Source organism: uncultured Alsobacter sp. (assembly GCF_945952055.1).
Classification (GTDB): domain Bacteria; phylum Pseudomonadota; class Alphaproteobacteria; order Rhizobiales; family Beijerinckiaceae; genus Alsobacter.
On the sequence record NZ_CAMFHB010000015.1, the window covers coordinates 40,471 to 63,795 of the forward strand.

Annotated in this window: 25 protein-coding genes; 11 read left to right on the forward strand and 14 right to left on the reverse strand. The window is 70.5% G+C overall.

What is annotated here, in order from left to right:
• The first annotated feature begins 15 nt into the window (after positions 1–15).
• Positions 16–240, forward strand: coding sequence for a Trm112 family protein (locus Q0Q47_RS13310; protein ID WP_293860264.1), 225 nt, complete (start codon positions 16–18; stop codon positions 238–240).
• A 44-nt stretch (positions 241–284) separates the two neighbouring features.
• Positions 285–1,469 carry a lytic murein transglycosylase gene (locus tag Q0Q47_RS13315; RefSeq protein WP_293860266.1) on the forward strand — a complete coding sequence of 395 codons (1,185 nt, stop codon included), beginning with the start codon at positions 285–287 and terminating at the stop codon, positions 1,467–1,469.
• A gap of 14 nt (positions 1,470–1,483) precedes the next feature.
• Here Q0Q47_RS13315 and Q0Q47_RS13320 read toward each other — a convergent pair whose 3' ends face one another.
• From Q0Q47_RS13320 to Q0Q47_RS13355, 8 genes are all read right to left on the reverse strand, one after another.
• Positions 1,484–2,008: a flavin reductase family protein gene (locus Q0Q47_RS13320; protein WP_293860268.1), complete on the reverse strand. Its 525-nt coding sequence runs from the start codon at positions 2,006–2,008 to the stop codon at positions 1,484–1,486.
• Positions 2,009–2,016: 8 nt separating this feature from the next.
• Positions 2,017–2,808: an ATP-binding cassette domain-containing protein gene (locus Q0Q47_RS13325; RefSeq protein WP_293860270.1), complete on the reverse strand. Its 792-nt coding sequence runs from the start codon at positions 2,806–2,808 to the stop codon at positions 2,017–2,019.
• Positions 2,809–2,818: 10 nt separating this feature from the next.
• On the reverse strand, positions 2,819–3,703 hold the full coding sequence (ssuC, locus tag Q0Q47_RS13330; protein WP_293860272.1) for an aliphatic sulfonate ABC transporter permease SsuC: 885 nt from the start codon (positions 3,701–3,703) through the stop codon (positions 2,819–2,821).
• 8 nt (positions 3,704–3,711) lie between these two features.
• Positions 3,712–4,881: an FMNH2-dependent alkanesulfonate monooxygenase gene (gene ssuD / locus Q0Q47_RS13335; RefSeq protein ID WP_293860274.1), complete on the reverse strand. Its 1,170-nt coding sequence runs from the start codon at positions 4,879–4,881 to the stop codon at positions 3,712–3,714.
• A 73-nt stretch (positions 4,882–4,954) separates the two neighbouring features.
• On the reverse strand, positions 4,955–5,923 hold the full coding sequence (locus Q0Q47_RS13340; RefSeq protein ID WP_293860276.1) for a sulfonate ABC transporter substrate-binding protein: 969 nt from the start codon (positions 5,921–5,923) through the stop codon (positions 4,955–4,957).
• A 25-nt stretch (positions 5,924–5,948) separates the two neighbouring features.
• Positions 5,949–6,146: a hypothetical protein gene (locus Q0Q47_RS13345; RefSeq protein ID WP_293860278.1), complete on the reverse strand. Its 198-nt coding sequence runs from the start codon at positions 6,144–6,146 to the stop codon at positions 5,949–5,951.
• 396 nt (positions 6,147–6,542) lie between these two features.
• Positions 6,543–7,031 (reverse strand): Lrp/AsnC family transcriptional regulator, encoded by a 489-nt coding sequence (locus Q0Q47_RS13350; RefSeq protein ID WP_293860280.1) that lies wholly within the window; start codon positions 7,029–7,031, stop codon positions 6,543–6,545.
• Between the two features lie 83 nt (positions 7,032–7,114).
• The gene (locus Q0Q47_RS13355; protein ID WP_293860282.1) at positions 7,115–8,152 is read right to left on the reverse strand and encodes an NAD(P)H-binding protein; all 1,038 of its coding nucleotides are present in this window, start codon (positions 8,150–8,152) and stop codon (positions 7,115–7,117) included.
• Between the two features lie 120 nt (positions 8,153–8,272).
• Between Q0Q47_RS13355 and Q0Q47_RS13360 the strand changes: the two genes are divergently transcribed.
• Positions 8,273–10,063, forward strand: a complete 1,791-nt coding sequence (locus Q0Q47_RS13360) for a chloride channel protein (RefSeq protein WP_293860284.1) — start codon at positions 8,273–8,275, stop codon at positions 10,061–10,063.
• Here the strand turns inward: Q0Q47_RS13360 and Q0Q47_RS13365 are convergent.
• Together Q0Q47_RS13365 and Q0Q47_RS13370 are read right to left on the reverse strand one after the other, a co-directional pair.
• Positions 10,039–13,266, reverse strand: a complete 3,228-nt coding sequence (locus Q0Q47_RS13365; RefSeq protein ID WP_293860286.1) for an efflux RND transporter permease subunit — start codon at positions 13,264–13,266, stop codon at positions 10,039–10,041. The genes Q0Q47_RS13360 and Q0Q47_RS13365 overlap by 25 nt on opposite strands.
• Complete coding sequence (locus Q0Q47_RS13370; RefSeq protein ID WP_293860288.1) at positions 13,263–14,279, reverse strand: efflux RND transporter periplasmic adaptor subunit; 1,017 nt, start codon at positions 14,277–14,279, stop codon at positions 13,263–13,265. Before Q0Q47_RS13370 ends, Q0Q47_RS13365 begins: the two co-directional genes overlap by 4 nt.
• 109 nt (positions 14,280–14,388) lie before the next feature.
• Between Q0Q47_RS13370 and Q0Q47_RS13375 the strand changes: the two genes are divergently transcribed.
• On the forward strand, positions 14,389–14,709 hold the full coding sequence (locus Q0Q47_RS13375; RefSeq protein WP_293860290.1) for a metalloregulator ArsR/SmtB family transcription factor: 321 nt from the start codon (positions 14,389–14,391) through the stop codon (positions 14,707–14,709).
• Positions 14,710–14,712: 3 nt separating this feature from the next.
• On the opposite strand, the gene Q0Q47_RS13380 is transcribed toward Q0Q47_RS13375, so the two are convergent.
• From Q0Q47_RS13380 to Q0Q47_RS13390, 3 genes are all read right to left on the reverse strand, one after another.
• Entirely contained in the window at positions 14,713–14,916 is a 204-nt protein-coding gene (locus Q0Q47_RS13380) for a DUF2892 domain-containing protein (RefSeq protein WP_293860292.1), read from the reverse strand.
• 33 nt (positions 14,917–14,949) lie between these two features.
• Entirely contained in the window at positions 14,950–16,239 is a 1,290-nt protein-coding gene (locus Q0Q47_RS13385; RefSeq protein WP_293860294.1) for an FAD/NAD(P)-binding oxidoreductase, read from the reverse strand.
• 208 nt (positions 16,240–16,447) lie between these two features.
• On the reverse strand, positions 16,448–16,654 hold the full coding sequence (locus Q0Q47_RS13390) for a hypothetical protein (protein ID WP_293860296.1): 207 nt from the start codon (positions 16,652–16,654) through the stop codon (positions 16,448–16,450).
• Between the two features lie 205 nt (positions 16,655–16,859).
• Here Q0Q47_RS13390 and Q0Q47_RS13395 point away from each other — a divergent pair, with 205 nt between their 5' ends.
• From Q0Q47_RS13395 to chrA, 3 genes are read left to right on the forward strand one after another with little or no spacing between them, the layout of a single operon-like run.
• On the forward strand, positions 16,860–17,204 hold the full coding sequence (locus tag Q0Q47_RS13395; RefSeq protein WP_293860298.1) for a rhodanese-like domain-containing protein: 345 nt from the start codon (positions 16,860–16,862) through the stop codon (positions 17,202–17,204).
• A 59-nt stretch (positions 17,205–17,263) separates the two neighbouring features.
• Positions 17,264–17,875 (forward strand): bifunctional 2-polyprenyl-6-hydroxyphenol methylase/3-demethylubiquinol 3-O-methyltransferase UbiG, encoded by a 612-nt coding sequence (locus tag Q0Q47_RS13400; protein WP_293860300.1) that lies wholly within the window; start codon positions 17,264–17,266, stop codon positions 17,873–17,875.
• A gap of 2 nt (positions 17,876–17,877) precedes the next feature.
• Complete coding sequence (gene chrA / locus Q0Q47_RS13405) at positions 17,878–19,287, forward strand: chromate efflux transporter (protein WP_293860302.1); 1,410 nt, start codon at positions 17,878–17,880, stop codon at positions 19,285–19,287.
• Positions 19,288–19,299: 12 nt separating this feature from the next.
• Here the strand turns inward: chrA and Q0Q47_RS13410 are convergent, their stop codons facing one another.
• On the reverse strand, positions 19,300–19,632 hold the full coding sequence (locus tag Q0Q47_RS13410) for a PilZ domain-containing protein (RefSeq protein WP_293860304.1): 333 nt from the start codon (positions 19,630–19,632) through the stop codon (positions 19,300–19,302).
• 421 nt (positions 19,633–20,053) lie between these two features.
• Between Q0Q47_RS13410 and Q0Q47_RS13415 the strand changes: the two genes are divergently transcribed.
• Genes Q0Q47_RS13415 through Q0Q47_RS13430 form a run of 4 tightly spaced genes read left to right on the forward strand, consistent with a single transcriptional unit; the run spans position 20,054 to position 23,261 of the window.
• The gene (locus Q0Q47_RS13415; RefSeq protein ID WP_293860306.1) at positions 20,054–20,338 is read left to right on the forward strand and encodes an STAS domain-containing protein; all 285 of its coding nucleotides are present in this window, start codon (positions 20,054–20,056) and stop codon (positions 20,336–20,338) included.
• A 21-nt stretch (positions 20,339–20,359) separates the two neighbouring features.
• Positions 20,360–20,722: a response regulator gene (locus tag Q0Q47_RS13420; protein WP_293860308.1), complete on the forward strand. Its 363-nt coding sequence runs from the start codon at positions 20,360–20,362 to the stop codon at positions 20,720–20,722.
• Positions 20,723–20,736: 14 nt separating this feature from the next.
• Positions 20,737–22,788, forward strand: coding sequence for a chemotaxis protein CheA (locus tag Q0Q47_RS13425; RefSeq protein WP_293860310.1), 2,052 nt, complete (start codon positions 20,737–20,739; stop codon positions 22,786–22,788).
• A complete protein-coding gene (locus Q0Q47_RS13430) occupies positions 22,788–23,261 on the forward strand; it encodes a chemotaxis protein CheW (protein ID WP_293860312.1) in 474 nt (157 codons plus the stop codon). Before Q0Q47_RS13425 ends, Q0Q47_RS13430 begins: the two co-directional genes overlap by 1 nt.
• Positions 23,262–23,325: the final 64 nt, after the last annotated feature.

The following is a 23,325-nucleotide window of genomic DNA, read 5'->3' on the forward strand; positions in this document are numbered from 1 at the left end:
AGCCCGGAGGCCATCATGACCGAACCCGCCGTTCCGGCCCGTGCCGACCAGCAGCCCTTTCCGGCGCCGCGCATCGATCCCAAGCTGTTGGAAATCCTCGTCTGCCCGGTGACCCGGGGGCCGCTGGAATACGATGCAGCCCGGCAGGAGCTGGTGAGCCGGTCGGCGAAGCTCGCCTACCCGATCCGCGACGGCATCCCGATCATGCTGCCCGAAGAGGCGCGGCGGCTCGACGACTGACGCGACGGCTGGGCGCATCGGGTCCGGCCCGCTACCATCACGCCATGCGCCGAATCGCTCTCCTCACGGCCCTCGCCGTCGTCGCCACCGCGGGGTCCGCCGCGGCCCAGTCCGATTTCCGCAGTTGCCTCGCCGGCCTGCGCAGCACCGTCGGCGCGGGCATCTCCGCGCAGACCTGGACCAGCGCGACCCAATCCCTCGAGCCCGACATGAAGGTGCTCGACTTCCTCAACGACCAGCCCGAGTTCAAGACGCCCATCTGGGACTATCTCGCCGCCCTGGTCGACGAGGAGCGGGTGGCGGACGGGAAGGCCATGCTGCGCCAGTGGTCGAGCGCGCTCGCCACCGCCGAGAGCCGCTACGGCGTCGACCGCCACACCATCGTCGCGGTGTGGGGCGTGGAATCGGACTTCGGCCGCGCCATCGGCAAGCGGCCGCTGGTTCAGTCGCTGGCGACCTTGTCGTGCTACGGCCGGCGGCAGGCCTATTTCCGCACCGAACTCAACGCCACGCTCAAGATCCTGGATCGCGGCGACGTCGATCCCTCGCATCTCACGGGCTCCTGGGCCGGCGCCTTCGGCCACACGCAGTTCATGCCCTCGACGTTCCTGCGGCTCGCGGTCGACCTGGACGGCGACGGGCGGCGGGACGTGGTCGATTCCGTCCCCGATGCGCTGGGCTCGACGGCGAACTATCTCGACAAGGCCGGCTGGATGTCGGGCCAGACCTGGGGCTTCGAGGTCCGCTTGCCGTCGGGCTTCGATGCCTCGGTTGCGGGCCGGACGAAGAAGCGGCCCTTCTCGTCCTGGGCCGGCCTGGGCGTTCGCCGGGTCGGCGGCGGGGCACTGCCGGGGGAGGGAACGGCCGGGCTGCTCCTGCCCGCCGGCGCCCAGGGGCCGGCCTTCCTCGTGACCAAGAACTTCGACGCCATCTACGCCTACAACGCGGCCGAGAGCTACGCGCTGGCGATCGCCCACCTGTCGGACCGGCTGCGCGGCGCCGGGCCGTTCGCGACGCCCTGGCCCACCAACGACCGCGGCCTGTCGCGCGCGGAGCGGCGCGAGGTCCAGGCCCTGCTCAACCGCCGCGGCTATGACGTCGGGCAGCCCGATGGCGCCATCGGCACCAAGACGCGCCAGGCCATCGCCGACTGGCAGGCCCGCAACGGGGTCGAGCGGACCGGACGCGCGTCCGGATCGGTCCTCGACGGACTGCGCGCCGGCCGCTGAAGCGGCGCGCCGGCTCAGGAGCCGTAGCGGCCGTTGCGGTAGAGCAGCGCGGCGAAGCCCGGCTCCGTGGTCGCCGCCAGCACCTTGCCGATGACGATGGCGTGGGTGTGTCGCTCGATGAGCTCGTCGACCACGCAGTCGAAGACCGCCGAGGCTCCGGCGAGCGCGGGCGCACCGCTGGCCAGGGTCAGCCAGTCCGCTCCCTCGTAGCGCGCCAGCCCCTTCAGCCCCCCTGCCCCCGAGAACCGCTCGGCCACCGACTGCTGGCCGGCGTGCAGGACGTTGACCGTGAAAGCGCCCGAACGCGACAGCACCGGATAGGACGAGCTGGCGCGGTTGAGGCAGACCAGCAGCGTCGGCGGCTCGGCCGACAGCGAGGACACGGACGTGGCCGTGAAGCCGGTGCGGGCGGCGCCGGACCCTGTCGCGATGACGCTGACGTGGCCCGCCAGCTCGCGCATCGCCTGGCGGAAGGAGGCCGGATCGGCGACGGGTTGGGCGGACGCGGGGTGGGCGGAGAACGGCGGGAGATCGAGCACGGCGAGCCTCAGATGTCGTAGTCGGGGGAGACGGACGGGCCGACGATGCGCCGCAGGATGTCCTCCTCCAGGCGAGCCAGGGTCACCGACCCGCGCCGGCGCGGGCGCGGCACGTCGACGCCGATGTCGGCGGTCACGCGGCCATCCTCGATCAGCAGGATGCGGTCGGCGAGCGCGAGCGCCTCGCCCACGTCGTGCGTCACCAGCACGGCCGTGAAGCCCTGGTCCAGCCAGACGCGTTCGAGCAGGGCCTGCATCTCGATGCGGGTCAGGGCGTCGAGCGCGCCGAGCGGCTCGTCCAGCGCCAGGAATCCGGGGCGGCTCACGAGCGCCCGCGCGAGCGCCACGCGCTGCTTCTGGCCGCCCGAGAGCACCGATGGCCATTCGCCGGCGCGCTGCAGCAGGCCGACCGCCGACAGCGTCTCGAGGGCCTGCTGCCGGGCCCCCGGCGCCCGGCGGCCGGATCCCAACCCCACCTCGACATTGGCGAGGACGCTCGCCCATGGCAGCAGGCGAGGCTCCTGAAACATGATGCGGGCCGAGGCGACCCGTCCCGCCTCGGCCGTCAGCGCGACGTCGCCGCCGGTCGGCCGATCGAGGCCCGCGAGGATGCGCAGCAGCGTGCTCTTGCCGCAGCCGCTGCGCCCCACGATGGCCAGGAACTGTCCCGGGGGGACGGTGAGATCGAGGCCCTTCAGGACCTGGTTGTCGCCGAAGCTGCGGGTCAGGCCGGCGATGCGGATGGCGACGCCGCGCGGGCCGTGTTCGCGCGCGGCGATGGAGGGTGACGACGCTGGCATCGGTTGCTCCTCAGGAACGCTGGAAGGCCGGATGCCAGGCGAGGCACAGCCTCTCCAGCACGCGGACCGCGCTGTCGGCGAGCTTGCCGAGCAGGGCGTAGATCAGGATCGCCAGGACGACGACGTCGACGAGCATGAACTCGCGCGCGTTCATGGCCATGTAGCCGATGCCGGAATTGGCGGCGATGGTCTCCGCCACGATCAGCGTCAGCCACATGATGCCGAGCGCGTAGCGCACACCGACGAAGATCGACGGCAGGGCACCGGGCAGGATGATGCGGCGGAAGAGGTCGAAGCGGCCCATGCCGTAGGAGCGCCCCATCTCGACGAGTTGCGGATCGACCGTGCGGACGCCGTGGAAGGTGTTGATGTAGATCGGGAAGAAGACACCCAGCGAGGTCAGGAACAGCTTGGCGTCCTCCTCGATGCCGAACCACAGGATCACCAGCGGGATCAGGGCCAGGTTGGGAATGTTCCTGAGCATCTGGATGGTGGTGTCGGTCAGGCGCTCGGACAGCCGCGACAGGCCGTTGGCGAGCCCCAGCGCGAAGGCGAGCGAGCCACCCACGAGGAAGCCGGAGAAGGCCCGCCGCGCGCTCACCGCGATGTTGTCGAGAAGCTGCGCGTTGAGGATCAGCTTCCAGCCGGCGGCGAGCACGTCGGTCGGCGCGGGAAGGACGCTGGGGGCGATCAGGCCGGCGCGGGCCGCGGCCTGCCAGGCCGCGAGGAGCGCCAACGGCACGAGCCAGGGGCCGAGCCTGCCCCTCACGGCTCCCGCGAGGACGACGAGAATCGCCTGTCCTCGGCGGACGTCTCCGGCCGTGCCCGGATCGGAGCCGCGCGGGATGGCGCGGGCCCGGGCCGGGCGGAGGCCTGCGGAAGCGAGATCCGTCATGGCGGGCCTCACGAGGCCGCGGCGAGGCGAACCCCGGTGCCGCTGGTGCCGAATTCACCCGGCTGCGTGCCGTGGATGCCCCGCCGGGCCGCCGGGCCGATGCCGAGGACCGGGAACAGGAGTTCGGCCACGGTGTAGGCCTCCTCCAGGTGCGGATATCCCGAGGCGATGATCGTCTCGATGCCGAGCGCCTGGTATTCGCGCAGGCGCGCCGCCACGGTCTGCGGACTGCCGACGAGGGCCGTTCCGGCCCCGCCGCGCACCAGGCCGATGCCGGCCCACAGGTTCGGGGCGATCTCCAGCCGGTCGCGGCGTCCTCCGCCGTGAAGCACGGTCATCCGCTTCTGGCCCACGGAATCGCTCTCCTGGGCGAACTTCTTCTGGGCCGCGGCGATGGCCTCGTCCGGCAGCTTGCTGATGAGTTTCTCGGCCGCCGCCCAGGCCTCCGCGTCCGTCTCGCGAACGATGAGGTGGATGCGCAGTCCGAACCGCACCGTGCGCCCCAGCGCCGCGGCCCGTGCCCTGACCGCGTCGAGCTTCTGCGCCACGTCCACCACCGGCTCGCCCCAGGTCAGGTAGACGTCGCTGTGCCGCGCCGCCACGTCGAGGGCGGGATCGGACGAGCCGCCGAACCAGACGGGCGGGATGGGTTTCTGCACCGCCGGGAACTCCAGCTTCGCGCCGCGCACCCGGATGTGCCGGCCGTCATGGTCGACGGTCTCGCCGGCCAGCAGCCTGCGATAGACGCTCAGGAACTCGTCGGTCTGCGCATAGCGCTCGTCGTGATCGAGGAAGATCCCGTCGCCAGCCAGTTCGGCCGGGTTCCCGCCGGTGACGACGTTGATGATGAAGCGCCCGTTGCTGATCCGGTCCAGCGCCGCGGCCTGCCGCGCGACGTAGCTCGGCGAGGCGACACCCGGGCGCAGCGCCACGAGATAGCGAAGCCGCTCGGTGAGTGGCGCCAGAGCGGCGGCCGTGACCCAGGGGTCGTCGCAGTTGCGGCCCGTGGGAATGAGCACCCCGCCATAGCCCAGCCGGTCGGCGGCCTGGGCGATCTGGCGGAGGTAGCCGAAGTCGGCGGGGCGATGGCCCTGGGTCGTGCCGAGATAGGATCCGTCGCCGCTGACCGGGATGAACCAGAACAGGTCGAGCGGGGCGGAAGGGGTCGATTGCGTCATGGCGCGGGGTCCTGCTGCTCGGGGAGAAAAGGGAGGCCCGGGCGTGGGAGGGAGGTCCAGCCCGGGCCATCCGTCAGGAGTTGGGCGTCCAGGCCCAGACGATGTCCCTGACGGAGATGGGGTTCGGGATGAGGCCCAGCTTGTGGAAGCGATCCGCGACGCGCTGCTGCTCGGCGATGACGGAGGGCGTCAGCGGGCCGATGGCGAACTCGCTGCGGGCGATGGCGCGCTTCCAGCTGTCGAGATCGAGACCGGTGGCGGCGGCCTGCACCGCGGCGACGTCGTCACGATGGGCCTCGGCCCATCGGGCGATTCTGGCCAGCTCGTCGTTGACGGCCGCGACGACCTGCGGGTGCTTGCGGGTGAAGTCGCCGTTGGCCAGGAAGTAGGAGTTCTGCGCCACGATGCCCCGCGACAGGGCCAGGATCCGGACGCCGGGCTGCTTCTCCGCGATGGCGAAGTAGGGATCCCAGATGGTCCAGGCGTCGAGCGAGCCTCGCTCGAAGGCCGCACGGGCATCCGCGGGCGGCAGGTAGAGCGGCGTGATCTCGTCGTAGCCGATGCCCGCCTTTTCGAGCGCCGCGATCGTCAGGTTGTGGGCGCTCGACGCCTTGGCGAAGCCGATCCTCTTGCCCTTGAGGTCGGCGAGCGACTGGATGGGCGAGTTGGGCGGCACGAGGATGGCGGCACCGGACCCTGCCGCCTCCTGGGCGGCGACGTAGACGAGATTGGCTTTCGCGGCCTGGGCGAAGATCGGCGGCGCGTCCCCCGTCGTGCCGTAGTCGATGCTGCCGACGTTGAGCGCTTCGAGGAGCGGCGGACCGAAGCTGAACTCGACCCACTTCACCGCGATGCCGAGCGGCTTGAAGCGCTGCTCCAGCACCCCCTGCTGCTTGGCGATCAGGAGCAGCCCGTTCTTCTGGTAGCCGATCCGCACCTCCTTGGGGGCGGGGGCGGATTGGGCGCTGGCGGGCGAGGCGTTCGACAAAGCGAACGCAGTGGATGCGGCCAGGACGGATTGGAGGAGACGGCGGCGGTTCATGGCAAGGGCTCCGGGACGGGGAGGATCAGGCGAGGACGGTCAGGCGACGACGGCGCGCGACCAGGCGGCTCAGGGCCTTTTCGGCCTGGCGAAGGCTGCGGAACGTGTGGTTGTCGAGAGGGTAGAAGGGCTTGGACGCCGCGAAGAAGGCAAAGCCGTTGGCATCCGCGGTGACGATGCCCGCGGGCTCTCCCGCGATCTCGATGATGATGGCGTTGGACATGATGCTCCTGCCGCCGCACGCGGCGACGGTTCCCGATGAAGGTTGAACGGACGGTCTGGGAGAGGTCAGAAGGTCTCGGTCAACACGAACGAGTCATCGCCCATGCAATGCGGCAGGAGGGACCCATCGGTCCGAAGTCGAGGGAAGAAGACACACTGGTGATCATGCGAAACGACATGGACGAGTCTCCGGATCGGCAGAGCCCACGAAACGGTTCGCGGTGCTTTTAGCCTTGGTGACGCGGTGCAAGCTGCTCCATCAAATCCCGCGACCGGGCATCGACGTGATGTCCGATGGCTGAAAAGGTCGCTCGAAATGGTCGATCCGTCAACGAGAATGTTCTTTTAAAAGAACGATGCGGGGGAGAGAGTTCGTCTCCCGCAGGAGCCGACGACGTCAGGACGCCGGGGCGAGTGCGCCGGCGGGGGCAGCCGGGGGAATCGCCAGGGCCGTCGTTTCCTTGATCCGCTCCATGGCGAAGCGCGACGTGACGTTCTTCAGGGCGAAGCGCCCGACGAGGGCCTTGTAGAAGGCATCGTAGGCGGCCATGTCCGCCACCACCACGCGCAGCATGTAGTCCACGTCCCCGGCCATGCGGTAGAAGGCGACGACCTCGGGCATCGCCGCGATGGCGCCGGCGAACTCCTCCAGCCACGTGCCCGAGTGGTCCGCCGTCTCGACCTCCACGAACACGGTGAGCCCGAGGCCGATGCGCTCGGGCGCGACCAGCGCGACGGTTCCCAGGATCACGCCCTGCTGCTGCAGGCGCTGGACCCTTTTCCAGCATGGCGTCTGCGACAGCCCGACCTCGGCGGCCAGCGCCGCGATTGAGATCGTGGCGTCCTTCTGCAGGCGCGACAGGATCTTGCGGTCGATGGCGTCCACGGTCGTCTCCCGAAGCACATCAGGGAAGCGATATTATCCTACAAAATTGATAGACTAAAGAGGAAACCCTCCGCGGCCGCCCATCAGAAGACGGCATGGTCTCCGCGCTCGACCACCGCGTCGCCCCGCAGCACGCGGCGATAGTGGTCGAGCAGGGTGCGCGTTCCCGTCGATGGCGTGGCGTCCGCATCGTACCGGCGCGTCTCCGGATCGAGCACCAGCATCGATTCCGTCGCGTAGTACCGCCCGATCCTGGCGAGTTCCGCCTTCTCCGCGAGGCGCGCGTTGAAGCGCCCGAGGGCCCCGAGACCCCCGGCGATGGCGTCGATCAGCCCGACCGGCACATGGCGGAAGCGCGGCGACCGCCCCAGCGCCTGGAACAGCAGCTCGCCCTGGTCCAGCGGCGTCATGGCGGCTCCCGGCCCCCCGATCGGCAGGATCGCGTTCCAGCGGGCGGGATCGTCGAGGCAGCCCGCGATGTAGTCGCCCAGGTCCTCGTCGGCGATCGGCTTGCACGCCGTGAGCCGCCCGTCTCCGAAGACCAGGAAGGGCCGCCCCGCCCGGACCCGCTCGATCTGGCCGGACAGCGACTTGAAGTAGGCGGTCGGTCGCACGATCGACCAGGTGAGCCCCGACGCCCGCAGGGCGGCCTCGAAGGCGAGCTTCGCGTGCTGGAAGGCGAGGAGCGGCTTCTGCACGCAGATCGCCGACAGCAGGACGGCGTGGCGGACCCCGGCATCCTTCGCCGCGGCCAGCGCCGCGACATGGGCGTCGTGGTCGATGGCCCAGGCGTCGCGAGGCGCCCCGGTTCGCGAGGCAAGGCAGGAGACGAGCACGTCGAAGCGCTCGCCACGAAAGCCGTCGTGAACGAGCGAGGCGGGGTCGGTGGGGTCGCCGAAGCGCAGGTCGGCCCCGGGCAGCAGGCGCGCGGTGTCGTCGGGCGCCAGCCTGCCGCCGGTACCCGCCCGCGGCCGCACGAAGGCGGTGACGGCATGCCCGCGCGCCGCGAGCGCGGCGACCGTCGCCTGGCCGATGGTCCCCGTCCCGCCGAGAACGAAGACCCGGTTGGGCGTCGCCCGGCCCTGCCCCAGGCCGCCGGCCTCTCTGTCGATCGCGTCCATGCCCGCCCCCGCTGCGCCGCCACAATGCCATGCCAGCGCTGCGATGCCAGCACGGACAAGGCCCATGGCTTCGTGTAGCCTCGGCCGCGCAGATCCCGCAGATGCCGCAGAGTGGTCGCCTTGGCTCCAGCCCCGCCGCCCCATCCCGTCCCCACGGGTGCCCTGCGCCGGCCAAGCGGCTCCTTCCGCCTGATTTTCCTGTCGCTGGCGCTCGGCGCCGTCATCGGCTGCCTCGTCTTCGGGGTGCAGAACCTCGTCGTGCTCATGCAGCGCGCCATTCTGGGCTTCGCCGCCGAACGGCGCGTCGTGCTGCCCGACCACGCGTCCTACCTGCGCATCTTCCTGGCGCTGGCGGCGAGCGGCCTGCTCCTCGCGCTGCTCGCGCCGCTTTTCAGCCGCAAGGACGGTCCGCCGCCGATCGACGCGGTGGAGGCGAACGCCCTGCGCGGCGGCACGATGCAGTGGTTCGACGCGATCGCGGTGGTGCTGCCCATCCTGCTCTCCGTGTGCTTCGGGGCCTCGGTGGGGATCGAGGCCGCGGTCACCCAGATCGGCGCCGTGCTGGCGAGCCGCCTCGGCCGGCTCCTCAAGCGTCCGCGCTCGGACCTGCGGATCCTCGTCGGCGCCGGGGCCGCGGCCGCCATCGCCGCCGCCTACCGGGCGCCGATCGCCGGCGTGCTCTATGCCTTCGAGCTCGTCATCGGCACCTATGCCAAGCGCACGCTGGCGCCGGTGGGCGCGGCCGCGCTCGCCGCCGTCCTCACCATGTGGCTCCTGAGCGGCCAGGACAAACCGTTCCAGCTCGACAGCCCCGTCCGCGCCGGCTGGATCGACTATCCGATCGCCATTCTCATCGGCCTCGTCGCCGCGTGCCTGGGCATCGCCATCATGCTGCTCGTCACGGCGGTCGAGCGCTGGACCAAGCCCATGCCGGGCGGCGACGCCGCGGCGCGGGTCGTGGTCGCCGGGCTGCTGACGCTGCTGGCGCTGCGCTATCCGGCCGTGCTGGGCAGCGGGCACGCCGCCATCGAGCGGGCCGCCCACGGCGACATCGTCGGTCGCCAGGCCCTCGGGCTGCTGGGCGCCAAGTCGCTCGCCTCGGCGGCGTCCCTGGGCACCGGCTTCCGCGGCGGCCTGTTCAGCGCCTCCCTGATGATCGGCGCGCTGCTCGGGCAGGTCATGTCCTGGGCTCTCTCCGCCATCCCGGGGGTCACGGTCGAGCCCAACCTGTGCGCCATCGTCGGCATGGCGGCGCTGGGCGCCAGTATCATCGGCAGCCCGCTGGCGATGGTGTTCCTGGTGCTCGAGACCACGGGCGACTTCGACGCCGCGGTCCTCATTGCGATGGGCGCCGTCACCGCCTCGTTCCTGACCGATCGCCTGTTCGGCTACTCCTTCGCCACCTGGCGGTTCCAGCAGCGCGGGCTCGCCATCGACGGCGGCCAGGACATCTCGCGCCTGTCGAGCACGACCATCGAGAGCCTCATCCGCGCGCCGGGGCAGGTCGTGGGGCCATCCGCCCCGTTGCGGTCGGTCATCCCGGCCCTCAGCCGGGCCGGGACCCGCGGCACGGTGGTGGAGGACGAGAAGGGCCGGTTCCTGGGCGTCGTCGACCCCGCCTTGGTGGAGGTGGCGGCGGCCGCGGAGGACGAGCTGCCGCTGGTGGCCGCCGACCTCGTCCACGCGACGAACCCGGCGATCGTGCCCACGACGACGCTCTCCGAGATCACGGCGCTTCTCAGCGCCGACGACCGCACCACGCTGGCGGTCTTCGATCCCAAGCGCACGGGGCGCATCGTCGGCTGCGTGCGGGCGCGCGACGTGTTCGCGCTGGCCTCCGAGGTCTCCGACGCCCAGCGGCAGGAGGAGCTGGGCCTCGCCGGCTCTCAGTGGCCGCGCAGCACCACGTAGATCGCCGGGATCACGAGCACGGTCAGCAGCGTCGACGACGCCAGCCCGAACAGGAGCGAGATGGCGAGGCCCTGGAAGATCGGGTCCGCGAGGATCACCGCCGCGCCGATCATGGCCGCGAGCGCCGTGAGCAGGATGGGCTTGAAGCGGATGGCGCCCGCCTCCAGCACGACGTCCTTCAGCGTGCGCCCGGTCATGTCCGCATGGCGGATGAAATCGACCAGCAGGATCGAGTTGCGCACGATGATCCCGGCGAGCGCAATGAAGCCGATCATCGACGTCGCCGTGAACGGCGCGTGGAACAGCCGGTGTCCGAGCATGATCCCGATGAAGGTCAGCGGGATCGGCGTCAGGATCACCAAAGGCAGCTTGAACGACCCGAACTGGGCGACGACCAGGATGTAGATCCCCAGGAGCGCCACGATGAAGGCACCGCCCATGTCGCGGAAGGTGACCCAGGTGACCTCCCATTCGCCGTCCCACAGGAGCGTCGGGCGCCCCTCGTCGAGCGGCTGGCCGTGCAGCGCCACCACCGGTCTCGGCAGCCCCTTCCAGTCGATCCGGTCGAGGGCGTCGTTCACCGCGAGCATGCCGTAGACGGGCGCCTCGTAGGCGCCGGCCAGCTCGGCCGTGATCATCTCCGCGGCCCGCCCGTTGTGGCGGAAGATCGGCCATGACGAGGGTTCGCGCGAGACCGTGACGACGTCGCCCAGCTCGATCACGCCGCGGTTGCCCGGCAGCGCATTGGCCGGCACCGGCGTCGACAGCATGCGCTCGTCCACCACGCGCCGGTCCTTGCCGAGCCCGATGCGGATGGGGACCGGCTGGCGGCCTCCGCCACGATGGGAATAGCCGATCGGCGCCGGTCCCTGCAGCGCCCGGATCGTGTCGTGCACGTCGCGCTGCTCGACCCCGTGGTACTCGAGCTCGTCCTGCGCCACCTGCAGGCGCACGCGGGGCATCGGCTGCCCCCAGCTGTCGTCGATGTCGACGATGAAGGGCACGGCGGCGAAGGCCTCCTTCACCTTGGCCGCGACGTCGCGACGGGTCTGCGGGTCGGGCCCGTAGATCTCGGCGAGCAGCGTGGCCAGCACCGGCGGACCCGGCGGGGGCTCCACCACCTTGATCGCGGTGCCGGCCGGCCCGGCGATGTCGGCGACGCGCCGGCGGATCTCCAGCGCGATCTCGTGGCTCGTCCGCTGGCGGGCGTCCTTGGGGGTGAGATTGACCTGCACGTCGCCGAGCTCGGGTGCCGTGCGCAAGGCGTAGTGGCGCACGAGGCCGTTGAAGTTGAACGGCGCGGCCGTACCGGCATAGGTCTGGAAGGAGAGGATCTCGGGGATGGCGACGAGGCGGTCGGCGACGGCGCGCAGCGTCCGGTCCGTGTCCTCGACCGAGGATCCCTCGGGCAGGTCGACCAGCACCTGCAGCTCCGCCTTGTTGTCGAAGGGCAGCAGCTTGACCGTCACGTCCTTGGTGTAGAGCAGGCCGAGCGAGCCCAGGGTCGCCACGCCCACGACCAGCAGGAACAGCCAGGCCCGCGCCTTGGACGCGAGCAGGGGCCGGGCGACCGCGAGGTACAGGCGGCCCAGCAGACCCACCGCGGCATGGCCGTGGGCATCGCCCGCCCCGCGCGACCCGCCGTGGCCGCCGACCTTCACCATCAGCCACGGCGTCAGGATCACGGCCACGAAGAAGGAGAAGATCATCGCTGCCGAGGCGTTGACCGGGATCGGCCCCATGTAGGGACCCATCATCCCCGACACGAACAGCATGGGCAGGAGTGCCGCGACCACCGTCAGCGTCGCCACGATGGTCGGGTTTCCGACCTCGCCCACGGCCTCGATCGCGGTCTCGACCCGGCTGCGGCCGTCGCGCATGGCCCAGTGCCGCGCGATGTTCTCGATCACCACGATCGCGTCGTCGACGAGAATGCCGATGGAGAAGATGAGCGCGAACAGGCTCACGCGGTTGAGCGTGTAGCCCATGATGCGGGCCGCGAAGAGCGTCAGCAGGATCGTCGTGGGGATGACGACGGCGACGACGATCGCCTCACGCCACCCGATGGACACGGCCACCAGGACGACGATGGAGAGCGTGGCGAGCCCGAGGTGGAAGAGGAGCTCGTTCGCCTTGTCGTTGGCCGTCTCGCCGTAGTTGCGCGTCACCGCGACGTCCACGTCGGCCGGTACCAGGCTGCCCTCGAGGTGCCGGAGGCTCTCGACGATGTGCTCGGAGAGGAGGACGGCGTTGGCGCCGGCGCGCTTGGCGATGGCCACCGACACCGCCGGAGCGGCCGCCAGCGTGCCGTCGGCGAGCCGCGACAGGTTGGACACGCGCGATTCCGACGGCGAGGTGTCGAGGGCGATCCGGGCCACGTCCCGCACATAGACCGGCCGGCCGTCGCGCGTGGTCAGCAGGAGATTGCCGATCTCGGCGAAGCCCTGCAGCGTCTGGCCGGCCATCAGCGGCACCTGGCGGCCGCCGTCGCGCACCTGGCCCGCCTGGAAGGAGCGGTTGGCGCCCTCGATCTTGGCCGTGAGCTGCTGCAGCGTCACGCCCGTCCTGGCCAGGGCCTCCGGGTCCGGCTCGACGCGGATTTCCTCGCCCTGCTCGCCGACGATGTAGGTGAGCCCGACGTCGTCCAGGCGCGCCAGCGCCACGCGCAGCTCACGGGCGACGCGGGTCAGGGCGGCGGCATCCCAGCGCTCCGCCGCGGCCGGCTTCGGTGTCAGGGTGAGGACCACGATGGCCACGTCGTCGATGCCGCGCCCGACGATCAACGGCTCCGGAATGCCGGCCGGAATCCGGTCCATGTTGGCACGGATCTTCTCGTGCACCCGCAGGATGGCGGCGTCCGAGGAGGTGCCGACGAGGAAGCGCGCCGTCACCATGACGGCGTCGTCCTTCGTCTGCGAGTAGACGTGCTCGACCCCGTTGATGCTCTTGACGACGGTCTCCAGCGGCTCCGTGACGAGCTTGACCGCGTCCTCGGCCTTGAGGCCGTCGGCGCGCACCATCACGTCGACCATCGGCACCGAGATCTGCGGCTCCTCCTCCCGCGGCAGCGTGACGAGCGCGATGAGGCCCACGGCCAGCGCCGCGAGCAGCACCAGCGGCGTGAGGGGCGAGCGGATGAAGGCGCGCGTCAGGACCCCGGCGAGGCCGAGGCGCGGCTGCGGGGCGCCGGACTGGATGCTCATGGCGTCACCACGCGGTCGCCGGCCCGAAGGCCGCTGAGAACCTCGACGTCCCCGGGCGACCCCTCCAGCGGCGCGCCGAGCACGACGGCGACGTCCTGCGCCGCGCCCGTGCCGGACACGACGCGGACGAGGTCGATGCCGTTGCGCGTGACGACCGCGGCCGACGGCACGGCGAGCGCCTGGCGCTCGGCGACCGCGACCCACACCGCGACGCGCTCGCCGACGAAGAAGTCACCCAATCCCTCGACCTCGACGTCCGCGACGACGCGCCCTCCGTCGAGCTCGGGATAGACCTTGACGATGCGCCCCTCGCGGCTCGGGGCGGCGGACGCGGTCGCCGGGGACATGCCACGCGCGCCCACCTGGACGGCGTTGCCGACCTTGATCCTGGCGGCGTGGCGCTCCGGCAGGGCGATGCGCAGGAAGTAGCCTCCGGCGGCGATCCGCGCGATCGGCTCGCCGGGGAGGACGACGCTGCCCGGCACCGCGGGGACCGACAGGACGCGCCCGGACTTCGGGGCGAGCACCTGGCCCTCGGCCGTCTGCTGGACGACGACGGCCCGCTCGGCCTTCGTCGCCTCGATCTGGTTGGCCAGCACGTCGACCGCCGTGCGCAGCTGGTCGAGACGGCTCTGGGTGACGGCGCCGCGCGACAGGAGGGACTGGGCGCGCTCGAGGTCGGTCTTGGCGTTGTCCAGCTGCGCGACGAGCGCCTTCAGGCGCGCGTCCACGGCCTGGAGCTGGAGGCCGAGCTTTTCGTCACCGACGACCGCGATCACCTCGCCGGCGGAGACGGCGCTGCCCTCCTCCACCGTGCGCGACAGCAGCGTCCCGCCGATGCGCGCGCGCGCCGGGACGGTGTCCCGGCTCTCGATGCGGCCGAACACCGCCTTCCGATCGACGACGGGTCGCGGCGCCAGCAAGGTCTCGCCGGCCCGCGCCGCCAGCCCGGAGGGACCGAGAAGGCAGGCCAGCGCCAGGGGCAGGGCCGCCGCCAGGGACGTGATGCGCATGATGTGCTCCGCATGTCGTGGCAGCCGGGGAAGCCGGCATCGCCACGTTGGCCTTGATGTATATTCGAAGGTGCGCAATAAACAAGTCATGGCAAACCCGGATACGCCCATGGCCGCAGTCGCCGACCGAATTCCGGCCCGGACCCTCGCCGCGGCGGCCGACGAGGCCAGCGCGTTCCTGAAATCGCTGGCGAGCCCCGTCCGGCTGCGGATCCTGTGCACGATCGCGGGCCGGGAAGCCTCGGTCCGGGAGTTGGCGGACATGCTCGGGGTGCGCCAGAGCGTCGCGTCGCAACACCTGGCGCTGCTGCGCAAGGACGGCCTCGTCGCGACGCGGCGGGACGGCCAGACGATCTGGTACTCGCTGGCCGACCCTCGCGTCCTGGGCATCATCGTCGCGCTGCAGGCGACCTTCTGCCCTGCCGGGTGAGCCTCAGCGGAACGCCTCGCCCACCCTGCAGCCCAATCCCTTGAACACCAGCGCCGCCGGGCAGAACCCGGTGAACGAGGACTGGATCAGGTTCAGGCCGATGAAGCAGGTGAACAGCAGGAACCAGGGCGAGACGAAGTAGACGAGGGCGGCCGAGAGCAGGACCATCGCCCCGGCGAATGCGAGAACGGCACGATCGATCGTCATGGTGGAATCTCCTTCAGGGGATCGGGGCGGCGGTCAGACCGCCTCCTCGTGGATGTCCTTGAGCTTGCTGATGCCGAGCATGTCGAGCGCGAGCTTCTCGTAGAAGGTCTCGCTCTTGCCCTGGCGGATCTTGCGCAGGAAGTACCGCTCGAAGCCGATCTTGGCCGCGTGCACCCACTTGCCCGAAGACGACCAGTTGACGTTGCGGGGCGGGATCTGCGGCTGGGCGACGAAGGCGATGCCCCCGTCTCCGAAATCGGCCAGGCACACCGCGTTCCAGGTGCCCACCGCCCGGGCTTCCTCGCCGCGCAGGAGTGCGCCGATGTTCTGCGCCGTGGCCGTGACCATGGATTCGATCATGAAGCCCGTCTTCGGCGTGCCGACGGGCAGCGGCGTCTTGCCGACGGGCGGGATCGCGACGCACACCCCGACGGAGAACACGTTCGGGAAGGTGGGATTGCGCTGGTGCTTGTCGGCGAGGATGAAGCCCCGGGGGTTGGTGAGACCCTCCACGCCGCGCACGGCGGAGATCCCGCGGAAGGCCGGCAGGAGCATCGAGTAGGCGAAGGGCAGCGCATGGGCCTGCTTGACGGACCCGTCGTCGTTGACCTCCTCCACGTGCATCACGTCGGCCTCGACCTTGGTGACCTTGGCGTTAGTGATCCACTTGATGTGCTTGTCGCGCAGCGCGCTTTCCAGCAGCGACTTGGTGTCCCCGACCCCGTCCAGGCCGAGGTGGCCGATATAGGGCTCGGGGGTCACGAAGGTCATCGGCACGCGGTCGCGCACCTTGCGCCGGCGCAGCGCGGTCTCGAGGATGAACGCGAACTCATAGGCCGGGCCGAAGCACGAGGCGCCCTGGACGGCGCCCACGACGACGGGCCCGCCCGACTTCGCCAGCGCCTCGAACGCCGCCCGCGCTCCGACGGCATGGTCGACATGGCAGACGGACTGGGTGTGGCCCTGCGGCCCGAGTCCCTCGATCTCGTCGAACGCGAGCTCCGGGCCTGTGGCGATGACGAGATAGTCGTAGTCGAGGCTGGTCCCGTCGGTCAGGACGACCCGGTTCTCGGACGGGACGACCTGGCGCGCGCCCTCGGGGCGGAAGGCGATCCCCTTGCGGCTCATCACCGGCGCGAGGTCCACCTCGATTTCGTCCCGTTCCCGCCAGCCGACGGCCACCCAGGGGTTCGACGGCACGAAGCTGTAGGTGTTGCCCTTGTTGACGACTGTGAGCCGGTCTCCCGGCCGCAGCACGTCCTTCAACTCGTAGGCGAGGATGGTGCCACCCAGCCCGGCACCCAGGACGACGATGTGAGCCACGTTATTTCCTCCAGTGATGCCGCCGGGGGCCGTTCCGGTCTGTCGGCGATCTGTCTATATCGTATGTTCGAAGATACGCATTTACAAGCGGCGATGCCGTCCGCCTTTGGTCGGCGTCAGGAGACGAGCCCTCGGACGGCCGGCTGGCCACGGCCAACCCGGCGCGCGACGCCGCGCGTGCCGGGCATGGCGATGTCGGACACGCAGGTCATGCGATGCGGTGGGGGCCGCCGACAAGGCCCCGGGCGATGGCCACGGCGACCGGAACGGCGATCGCGAAGCCGGCCGCGACGGCCCAGGGGATCAGCCGCATGCCCTGGTCGGACAGCGCGGGAATGGCGAGGACACCGAGCACGAACGTGCCGGCCAGGGTTGTTCCGATGAGCGACCACAGAATGGTGGCGAGGCGAAGCATGGCGGACTCCGAATGGTTTCCGCCGGACGGGGGCTCCGGCATGCGACGTGACGGCGGGCCAGGCGCCCGCCCTTGCGTGCCGAACGCCCGTCGAGCGACGGCCTTGCGGCACAATCAGACATATTATATGCGAACTATCGAAAGTACATTCGTATCATTTCGCATGGCGGGCTCCTTCCGGTCGGGCCCTGACAGGGGACGCACCATGTTCGGATGGATGAAGCGACGCCGGGCCGGGACGGATCTGACCCCGGCGGACGTGGCGGCAAAGCTCGAAGCCGGTACCGTGACGCTGGTCGACGTCCGCGAGCCGGAGGAGTTCCGGGCCGGCCACATCGCCGGAGCGGTCAACCTGCCCCTGTCCCGGTTCGATCCGGCGCGGCTTCCGGCCGGCCGGCCCATCGTGCTCCACTGCCTGTCGGGCGCACGCTCGGGCCGGGCCCTCGGCCTGTGCGCCGGCTCCACCGCCGACGTGATCGGCCACATGGCCGGCGGCATCGCGGCATGGGCACGCGACGGCCTGCCGATGCGTCGCCCGGGCGCGGGATGACCGCCACCGGGGCGCATGCCATCATCGGCATGGTCCCACGCCTGCGCCGGAGACGACCGATGTCCGACATCGAACGATGGAACACGCGCTTCTCCAGCGACGAGTACGTGTTCGGCACCGAGCCCAACGCCTTTCTCCGCTCGCAGGTCGATCGCCTGCTGGCCGGCCGTTCGGTGCTGTCGGTGGCAGACGGCGAGGGGCGCAACGGCGTCTGGCTCGCCTCCCGGGGCCTGCAGGTGACGGCCGTGGAGGGATCGCCCGTCGCCATCGCCAAGGCGCGCCGGCTCGCCGCCGCACGCGGCGTCGCCCTGGGCTTCGTCGAGGCCGACCTGACGACGTGGACTTGGCCGCACGCGGCCTTCGACGTGGTGGTCGCCATCTTCATCCAGTTCGTCGGGCCGCCCCTGCGCGAGCGCATCTTCGCCGGGATGATGTCGGCCCTGAAGCCCGGCGGGCTCCTCCTGCTGCAGGGCTATCGGCCGGAGCAGATCGCCAACGGAACGGGTGGCCCGCGCACGCCCGAATACCTCTACACGGAGGACCAGCTGCGGCGCGACTTCGCCGGGATGATCATCGACCACCTCGTCGCGCACGACACCGTGTTGCACGAGGGGGCGGGGCACGAAGGCGCGTCCGCGGTGATCGACCTCGTCGCCCGCAAGCCGGCCTGACGATGGGTCACCCCACGACGGCCGTCGACCCGAACGCCATGCTGCCGCCCAAGCGGCCCACCCTGCGCGACGCCCTGCCGGTCTGGGCCCGCATCGCGGCCCTGTCCTTCGGGGGCCCTGCCGGCCAGATCGCGGTCATGCACCGGGTGCTGGTCGACGAGAAGCGCTGGATCTCGGAGAGCCGTTTCCTGCACGCTCTCAACTATTGCATGCTGCTTCCCGGCCCCGAGGCCCAGCAGCTGGCGACCTATGTCGGCTGGCTCCTGCACGGACCGCGCGGCGGCCTGCTGGCCGGCGGGCTGTTCATCCTGCCCGGACTCCTCGCCATCATGGGTCTCAGCTGGATCTATGCGAGCCTCGGGGCGGTGGGCCTCGTCGCGGCCCTGTTCTTCGGGTTGAAGGCCGCGGTCCTTGCTATCGTCCTGCAGGCGGTACAGCGGGTGGGCGCGAGGGCCCTGCGCAACCGCGTCATGCTGGCGATCGCTGCGGCCGCCTTCGTCGCGATCTTCGCCTTCGGCGTTCCCTTCCCCCTCATCGTGCTCGGAGCCGCGGCGGTCGGTTATCTCGGGGCGCGGCAGGGGCTGCCCGCCTTCTCGCCGGGCGGCGGGCACGGGTCGTCGTCGCGACCGTCGGGCACGGCCGTCCGCTACGTCCTCGACGACGCGGGCGAGGGTCGGCCGTCGCCGGCGATGGCCTCGTCGGCCCGCCGCGCCGCCGCGATCTCGGCCCTCCTCTGGCTCGCTCCCGTCGCCGCCGTGGTTCTGGCGTTGGGGGCCGGATCGACCTTCGGCCAGATCGCGGTGTTCTTCTCGAAGATGGCCATGGTGACCTTCGGCGGCGCCTACGCCGCCCTGGCCTATGTCGCCCAGGAGGCTGTGGGAACCCTGGGCTGGCTGCGCCCGGGCGAGATGCTGGATGGGCTGGGCATGGCCGAGACGACGCCGGGCCCGCTCATCATGGTGCTGCAGTTCGTGGGGTTTCTCGCGGCCTTCCGCGATCCCGGCGCCCTGCCTCCGCTCGTGGCCGGCACGCTCGGGGGTCTGCTCGCCACCTGGGTGACCTTCGCGCCCTGCTTCCTGTGGATCTTCGCGGGCGCGCCGTTCATCGAGGTCCTCAGGGGAAACCGCGCGCTGGCCGGGGCCCTGTCGGCGATCACGGCGGCCGTGGTCGGCGTCATCGTCAACCTGGCCGTCTGGTTCGCGGTGCACGTCCTCTTCCGCAAGGTGGCCGTGCTCACGGCCGGCCCGCTCCGGTTCGAAGTGCCGGTACCGTCGAGCGTCGATCCCTGGGCCCTGGCGCTGGCCGCGGGCGCGGCGATCGCCACCTTCCGCTTTCGCCTCGGCATGGTCACGACACTGGCCGGGTGCACCGCCTGCGGGATCGCCCTGCACCTGGCGGGTGCGATCCCCTGAAAGCCTGTGACGTCAGCCCTTGTAGCGCGCCTTGAGCAGGCCGCTCGCCGAGACCGGCGCCGGCCGTCCGGGGCCGAGGTCGAACACCCCCTCGCCACCCGCCGCGCCGATCGCGGCCAGTCCGTAGACCCCCCCGATGTGCCAGACCACGCCGCACCGCATGGTACGCGCGCCCTTGGACAAGACGAGGTCGAAGACGTCGGGGAGTGTTTCGCTCTCCCCGACCAGGATTCTCGCACCGCGTGAACTTGAATCGATCACGAGCGCACGAATGGTTCGTCCGGACTTGTCCCGGACGACGGCTTCTTCACGCGCAGAGCTACGTGGTTCTCGGCGGCGATCCATGTAAAGCTCGACATTACATTACTCGCGGACCATGGGCGCCAAGTCCTTGATACGCCAGCCGAACCGACGACGCTGGTTCACGAACCGTCAAACAATCACGACAAATCGACACGAATGCACGCCGTTCCGCGGTCCGGCCGCGACGAAACGCGGTGGCGGTCGTCGGATGCTCCTCGTCCCCGGAGCTGACCGCCGGCGGACCGGGTCTTCCCCTCGACGGGGTTCGCGGAAGACGACAACCGGACCGCGAAAACAGCCGAGATCCGACGCCATCACAAGGCAGCCGTTCCGCAAATGCAGTCCAAATTGCGAAGTGCGGGGCCCCTTTGCTCGGATTCGTGGAGATTCAAAGAATATAAAATTAAGCCGTGTATTGGAGAAGACATGGACCAGAACATCTTTGGGTGTGCGAAGTCGTCAAATGTCAAATCTGCGATTACAAAGCAAAGAGACCGTTTACAACGCTGACGATCTCAAGGTGCGGGTTTGGGACAGCTTGGGGGAGGGATTGCCCCTCGTCCTGGACGCATCCGAGCTCGAAACCGCAGACCTGACCTGCCTCCAGACGCTCGTGGCCGCGCAGCGCGCGGCGCAGAAGGCGGGCGGCACCATCGTCTCCGCAGACCTCGACGGAACGCCCCTCGCCAAAGCATTCGCGCGGGCCGGCATCACGGCGCCGTTCGACGCCGCGGCTCCGTCAACCTGAACCCAGCGCGCAGGATCGATCATGAAAAGCGTTCTCACCGTCGACGACTCGCCCAGCATTCGCCAGATGGTCCGGCTCGTCCTGAGCCAGGCCGGCTACGACGTCACCGAGGCCGGCAGCGGCAGCGAGGGACTGGCCAAGGCCAGCGCCAAGCGCTTCGACATGGTGGTCACCGACCTCAACATGCCGGGCATGAACGGCCTGGCGCTGATCCGGGAGCTGCGCGCCCTCTCCTCCTTCAAGGGCGTGCCGATCGTCTTCCTGACGACCGAGTCCGATCCGGCCATCAAGCAGGAGGCCAAGGCGGCCGGTGCGACGGGCTGGATGACCAAGCCCTTCCAGAAGGACCAGCTGCTCGCCGTCGTCCAGAAGTTCCTGGGCTGAGGACGATCGCAGCCATGTCAGGCATCGACCCCGCAGCGACATTCCGCCAGGAGGCGGCCGAGCTGCTCGACCAGTTCGAGCAGGCCCTGCTCGACCTCGGTTCCAACTCGTCCGACCGCGAGCTGATCGACAGCGCCTTCCGCGCCATGCACACGATCAAGGGCTCGGGCGCCATGTTCGGGTTCACCGAGGTGGCGGCCTTCACCCATGACTTCGAGACCGCCTTCGATCGCCTGCGCAAGACCGGCGCGGAAGCGGGCGAGCGCCTGATCTCCGTCGCGCTCTCGGCCAAGGACCACATTCGCGCGCTGATCGAGGACCCCGCGTCCACCGATCCGGTCTTCGGCGAGGCGATCCTGGCCGACCTGCACGAGTTGACCGGCGACGGCGGCGTGGCCGACAGCGCGTCCGCCTCGGCGCCAGCCGAGCCCAGCGCACCGGCGCAGCGCCGCTTCACCGTGAAGATCCGCTTTGCACCGGACGTCATCGTCAACGGGACGAACCCGCTGGCCCTGCTGGACGAGCTGAGGAGCCTCGGCGATTGCACCGTGCGGGCCGACCTCGACCGCATCCCGGACCTCGCCGACCTCGACCCCACGCAGTGCCATGTCGGCTGGACGGTCGACCTCGCCGGAGCCGTGACACCCGCCGCCATCGAGGACGTCTTCCTCTTCGTCCGCGACGAGATGGACCTCGAGATCGAGGAGCTGGCAGCCCTCCCCGCGCCGCTCCCGGTCGAAACGACCCCTGCTCCGCAGGTCCCCACCGCGGCTCCGGCCCAGACGGCGCCCGCTCCGGCGGCTCCCGGTCCCGCGGACCGATCCCCCGTCGCGGCACAGCCCGCCAAGCCCGCGGCCAAGACGGAAGCGTCGTCCCGCGGCGACGAACGCGCCAATGCGACGGTCCGCGTCCAGGCCGAGCGTCTCGACCGCCTCATGGACCGGGTCGGCGAACTCGTCATCGCCCAGGCCCGGCTGACCCAGCTCAGCACCCTGCGCCGCGACCCGCAGATCCAGGCCATCGCGGAGGAGATCGAGCGCCTCGCCGCCGGCCTGCGCGACAGCGCCATGGGCATGCGGATGGTGCCCATCGGATCCCTCTTCGGGCGCTTCCGGCGGCTCGTGCACGACCTGTCCCGCGACCTCGGAAAGCCGGTGCAGCTCGTCACGTCCGGCGAGGAGACCGAACTCGACAAGACCGTGATCGAACGGCTCGCCGATCCGCTCGTCCACCTCATCCGAAACGCCATCGACCACGGCATCGAGATGCCGGGCCAGCGTCTCGAGAAGGGAAAGTCGGAGGCCGGCACGATCCGCCTCGACGCCCGCCACGTCGGCGCGGAGGTCCACGTGACCATCTCCGACGACGGCCGCGGCGTCGACCTGGCCCGCGTCCGCGCCAAGGGCGAAGAGCAGGGGCTGGTGCCCGCCGGCGCGACGCCGAGCGAGTCGGAAATCCTCCAGCTCATGTTCCACCCGGGCTTCTCCACCGCCCGCGAGGTTTCGGCCCTGTCCGGGCGGGGCGTCGGCATGGACGTGGTGAAGCAGACCATCGAGGGCCTGCGCGGCAAGATCGACGTCACCAACCGTCCGGGCAACGGCGCCAGCTTCACGCTGCGCCTGCCCCTGACGCTGGCGATCATCGAGGGCCTGCTCGTGCGCGTCGCCGACAGCCGCTACATCATCCCGCTGTCGACGGTGGAGGAATGCGTCGAGCTGAGCGAGGCGGACGAGCAGCGTTCGTCGAGCCGCAGCTTCCTCAACATCCGCGGCGAGCTGGTGCCCTTCGTCAGGCTGCGCGAGCTGTTCGGGACGGACCCGGCGCGCGAACCGCACCCGAAGGTCGTCATCGTGTCGAACGGCGACAGCCGCGTCGGGTTCGTGGTCGACCAGATCATCGGCAACCACCACGCGGTCATCAAGTCGCTCTCGCGGATGCACCGGGACGTCCAGAGCTTCTCGGGGGTCACGATCCTCGGCGACGGCCTGCCCGCCCTCATCATCGACGCGGCGCGCCTGGTGCGCGGCGACATCGCCCGCCCGCGGCGGGACAAGGAGGCTGCCTGATGAGCGCGCCTGTGAACGCCATTGCCGGAGCCGCGACGGAGCGCGTCCTGATGCTCGGCCTCGGCGGCGAGTACCTGGCGATCGACGCCGCCATCGTGCGCGAGATCATGGATCCCGCGCCCGTCACGACCGTGCCCGGCGCTCGGTCCTTCGTGTCGGGCGTCATCAACGTCCGCGGCGAGATCGTCCCGCTCGCGGACCTGCGCGTCCGGCTCGGCATGCCCGCCACCGAGCACGGACCGGACACCCGCTTCGTCGTGATCGAGGTCGAGGCGGGCGACGAGCCCGAGCCGATCCTGGTGACCGTGGTGGCCGACAAGGTCCACGAGGTTTGCGATCTCGACTGCCCCCCGGCCAGCACGGTGCCGCGCATCGGCATGGCCTGGCCTCCCGAACTGATCCGCGGCGTCGCCCTGTGGAAGGACGACTTCGTGATCCTGCCCAACCTGCCTGCCCTCCTCGGATTGAACTGAGACCCGTTTTCCCCCGCGGCCTCATCCCACCCACGCACCGCTTTGACCGACTCCCGGAGTTGAC

Excerpts from the sequence above, each read along its gene's own strand:
- Q0Q47_RS13310 (WP_293860264.1), top strand. The coding sequence starts at position 16 with ATGACCGAACCCGCCGTTCCGGCCCGTGCCGACCAGCAGCCCTTTCCG.
- Q0Q47_RS13315 (WP_293860266.1), top strand. The coding sequence starts at position 285 with ATGCGCCGAATCGCTCTCCTCACGGCCCTCGCCGTCGTCGCCACCGCG.
- Q0Q47_RS13325 (WP_293860270.1), bottom strand. The coding sequence starts at position 2,808 with ATGCCAGCGTCGTCACCCTCCATCGCCGCGCGCGAACACGGCCCGCGC.
- ssuC (WP_293860272.1), bottom strand. The coding sequence starts at position 3,703 with ATGACGGATCTCGCTTCCGCAGGCCTCCGCCCGGCCCGGGCCCGCGCC.
- ssuD (WP_293860274.1), bottom strand. The coding sequence starts at position 4,881 with ATGACGCAATCGACCCCTTCCGCCCCGCTCGACCTGTTCTGGTTCATC.
- Q0Q47_RS13340 (WP_293860276.1), bottom strand. The coding sequence starts at position 5,923 with ATGAACCGCCGCCGTCTCCTCCAATCCGTCCTGGCCGCATCCACTGCG.
- Q0Q47_RS13345 (WP_293860278.1), bottom strand. The coding sequence starts at position 6,146 with ATGTCCAACGCCATCATCATCGAGATCGCGGGAGAGCCCGCGGGCATC.
- Q0Q47_RS13355 (WP_293860282.1), bottom strand. The coding sequence starts at position 8,152 with ATGGACGCGATCGACAGAGAGGCCGGCGGCCTGGGGCAGGGCCGGGCG.
- Q0Q47_RS13365 (WP_293860286.1), bottom strand. The coding sequence starts at position 13,266 with ATGAGCATCCAGTCCGGCGCCCCGCAGCCGCGCCTCGGCCTCGCCGGG.
- Q0Q47_RS13370 (WP_293860288.1), bottom strand. The coding sequence starts at position 14,279 with ATGCGCATCACGTCCCTGGCGGCGGCCCTGCCCCTGGCGCTGGCCTGC.
- Q0Q47_RS13375 (WP_293860290.1), top strand. The coding sequence starts at position 14,389 with ATGGCCGCAGTCGCCGACCGAATTCCGGCCCGGACCCTCGCCGCGGCG.
- Q0Q47_RS13380 (WP_293860292.1), bottom strand. The coding sequence starts at position 14,916 with ATGACGATCGATCGTGCCGTTCTCGCATTCGCCGGGGCGATGGTCCTG.
- Q0Q47_RS13390 (WP_293860296.1), bottom strand. The coding sequence starts at position 16,654 with ATGCTTCGCCTCGCCACCATTCTGTGGTCGCTCATCGGAACAACCCTG.
- Q0Q47_RS13395 (WP_293860298.1), top strand. The coding sequence starts at position 16,860 with ATGTTCGGATGGATGAAGCGACGCCGGGCCGGGACGGATCTGACCCCG.
- Q0Q47_RS13400 (WP_293860300.1), top strand. The coding sequence starts at position 17,264 with ATGTCCGACATCGAACGATGGAACACGCGCTTCTCCAGCGACGAGTAC.
- chrA (WP_293860302.1), top strand. The coding sequence starts at position 17,878 with ATGGGTCACCCCACGACGGCCGTCGACCCGAACGCCATGCTGCCGCCC.
- Q0Q47_RS13410 (WP_293860304.1), bottom strand. The coding sequence starts at position 19,632 with ATGGATCGCCGCCGAGAACCACGTAGCTCTGCGCGTGAAGAAGCCGTC.
- Q0Q47_RS13415 (WP_293860306.1), top strand. The coding sequence starts at position 20,054 with ATGTCAAATCTGCGATTACAAAGCAAAGAGACCGTTTACAACGCTGAC.
- Q0Q47_RS13420 (WP_293860308.1), top strand. The coding sequence starts at position 20,360 with ATGAAAAGCGTTCTCACCGTCGACGACTCGCCCAGCATTCGCCAGATG.
- Q0Q47_RS13425 (WP_293860310.1), top strand. The coding sequence starts at position 20,737 with ATGTCAGGCATCGACCCCGCAGCGACATTCCGCCAGGAGGCGGCCGAG.
- Q0Q47_RS13430 (WP_293860312.1), top strand. The coding sequence starts at position 22,788 with ATGAGCGCGCCTGTGAACGCCATTGCCGGAGCCGCGACGGAGCGCGTC.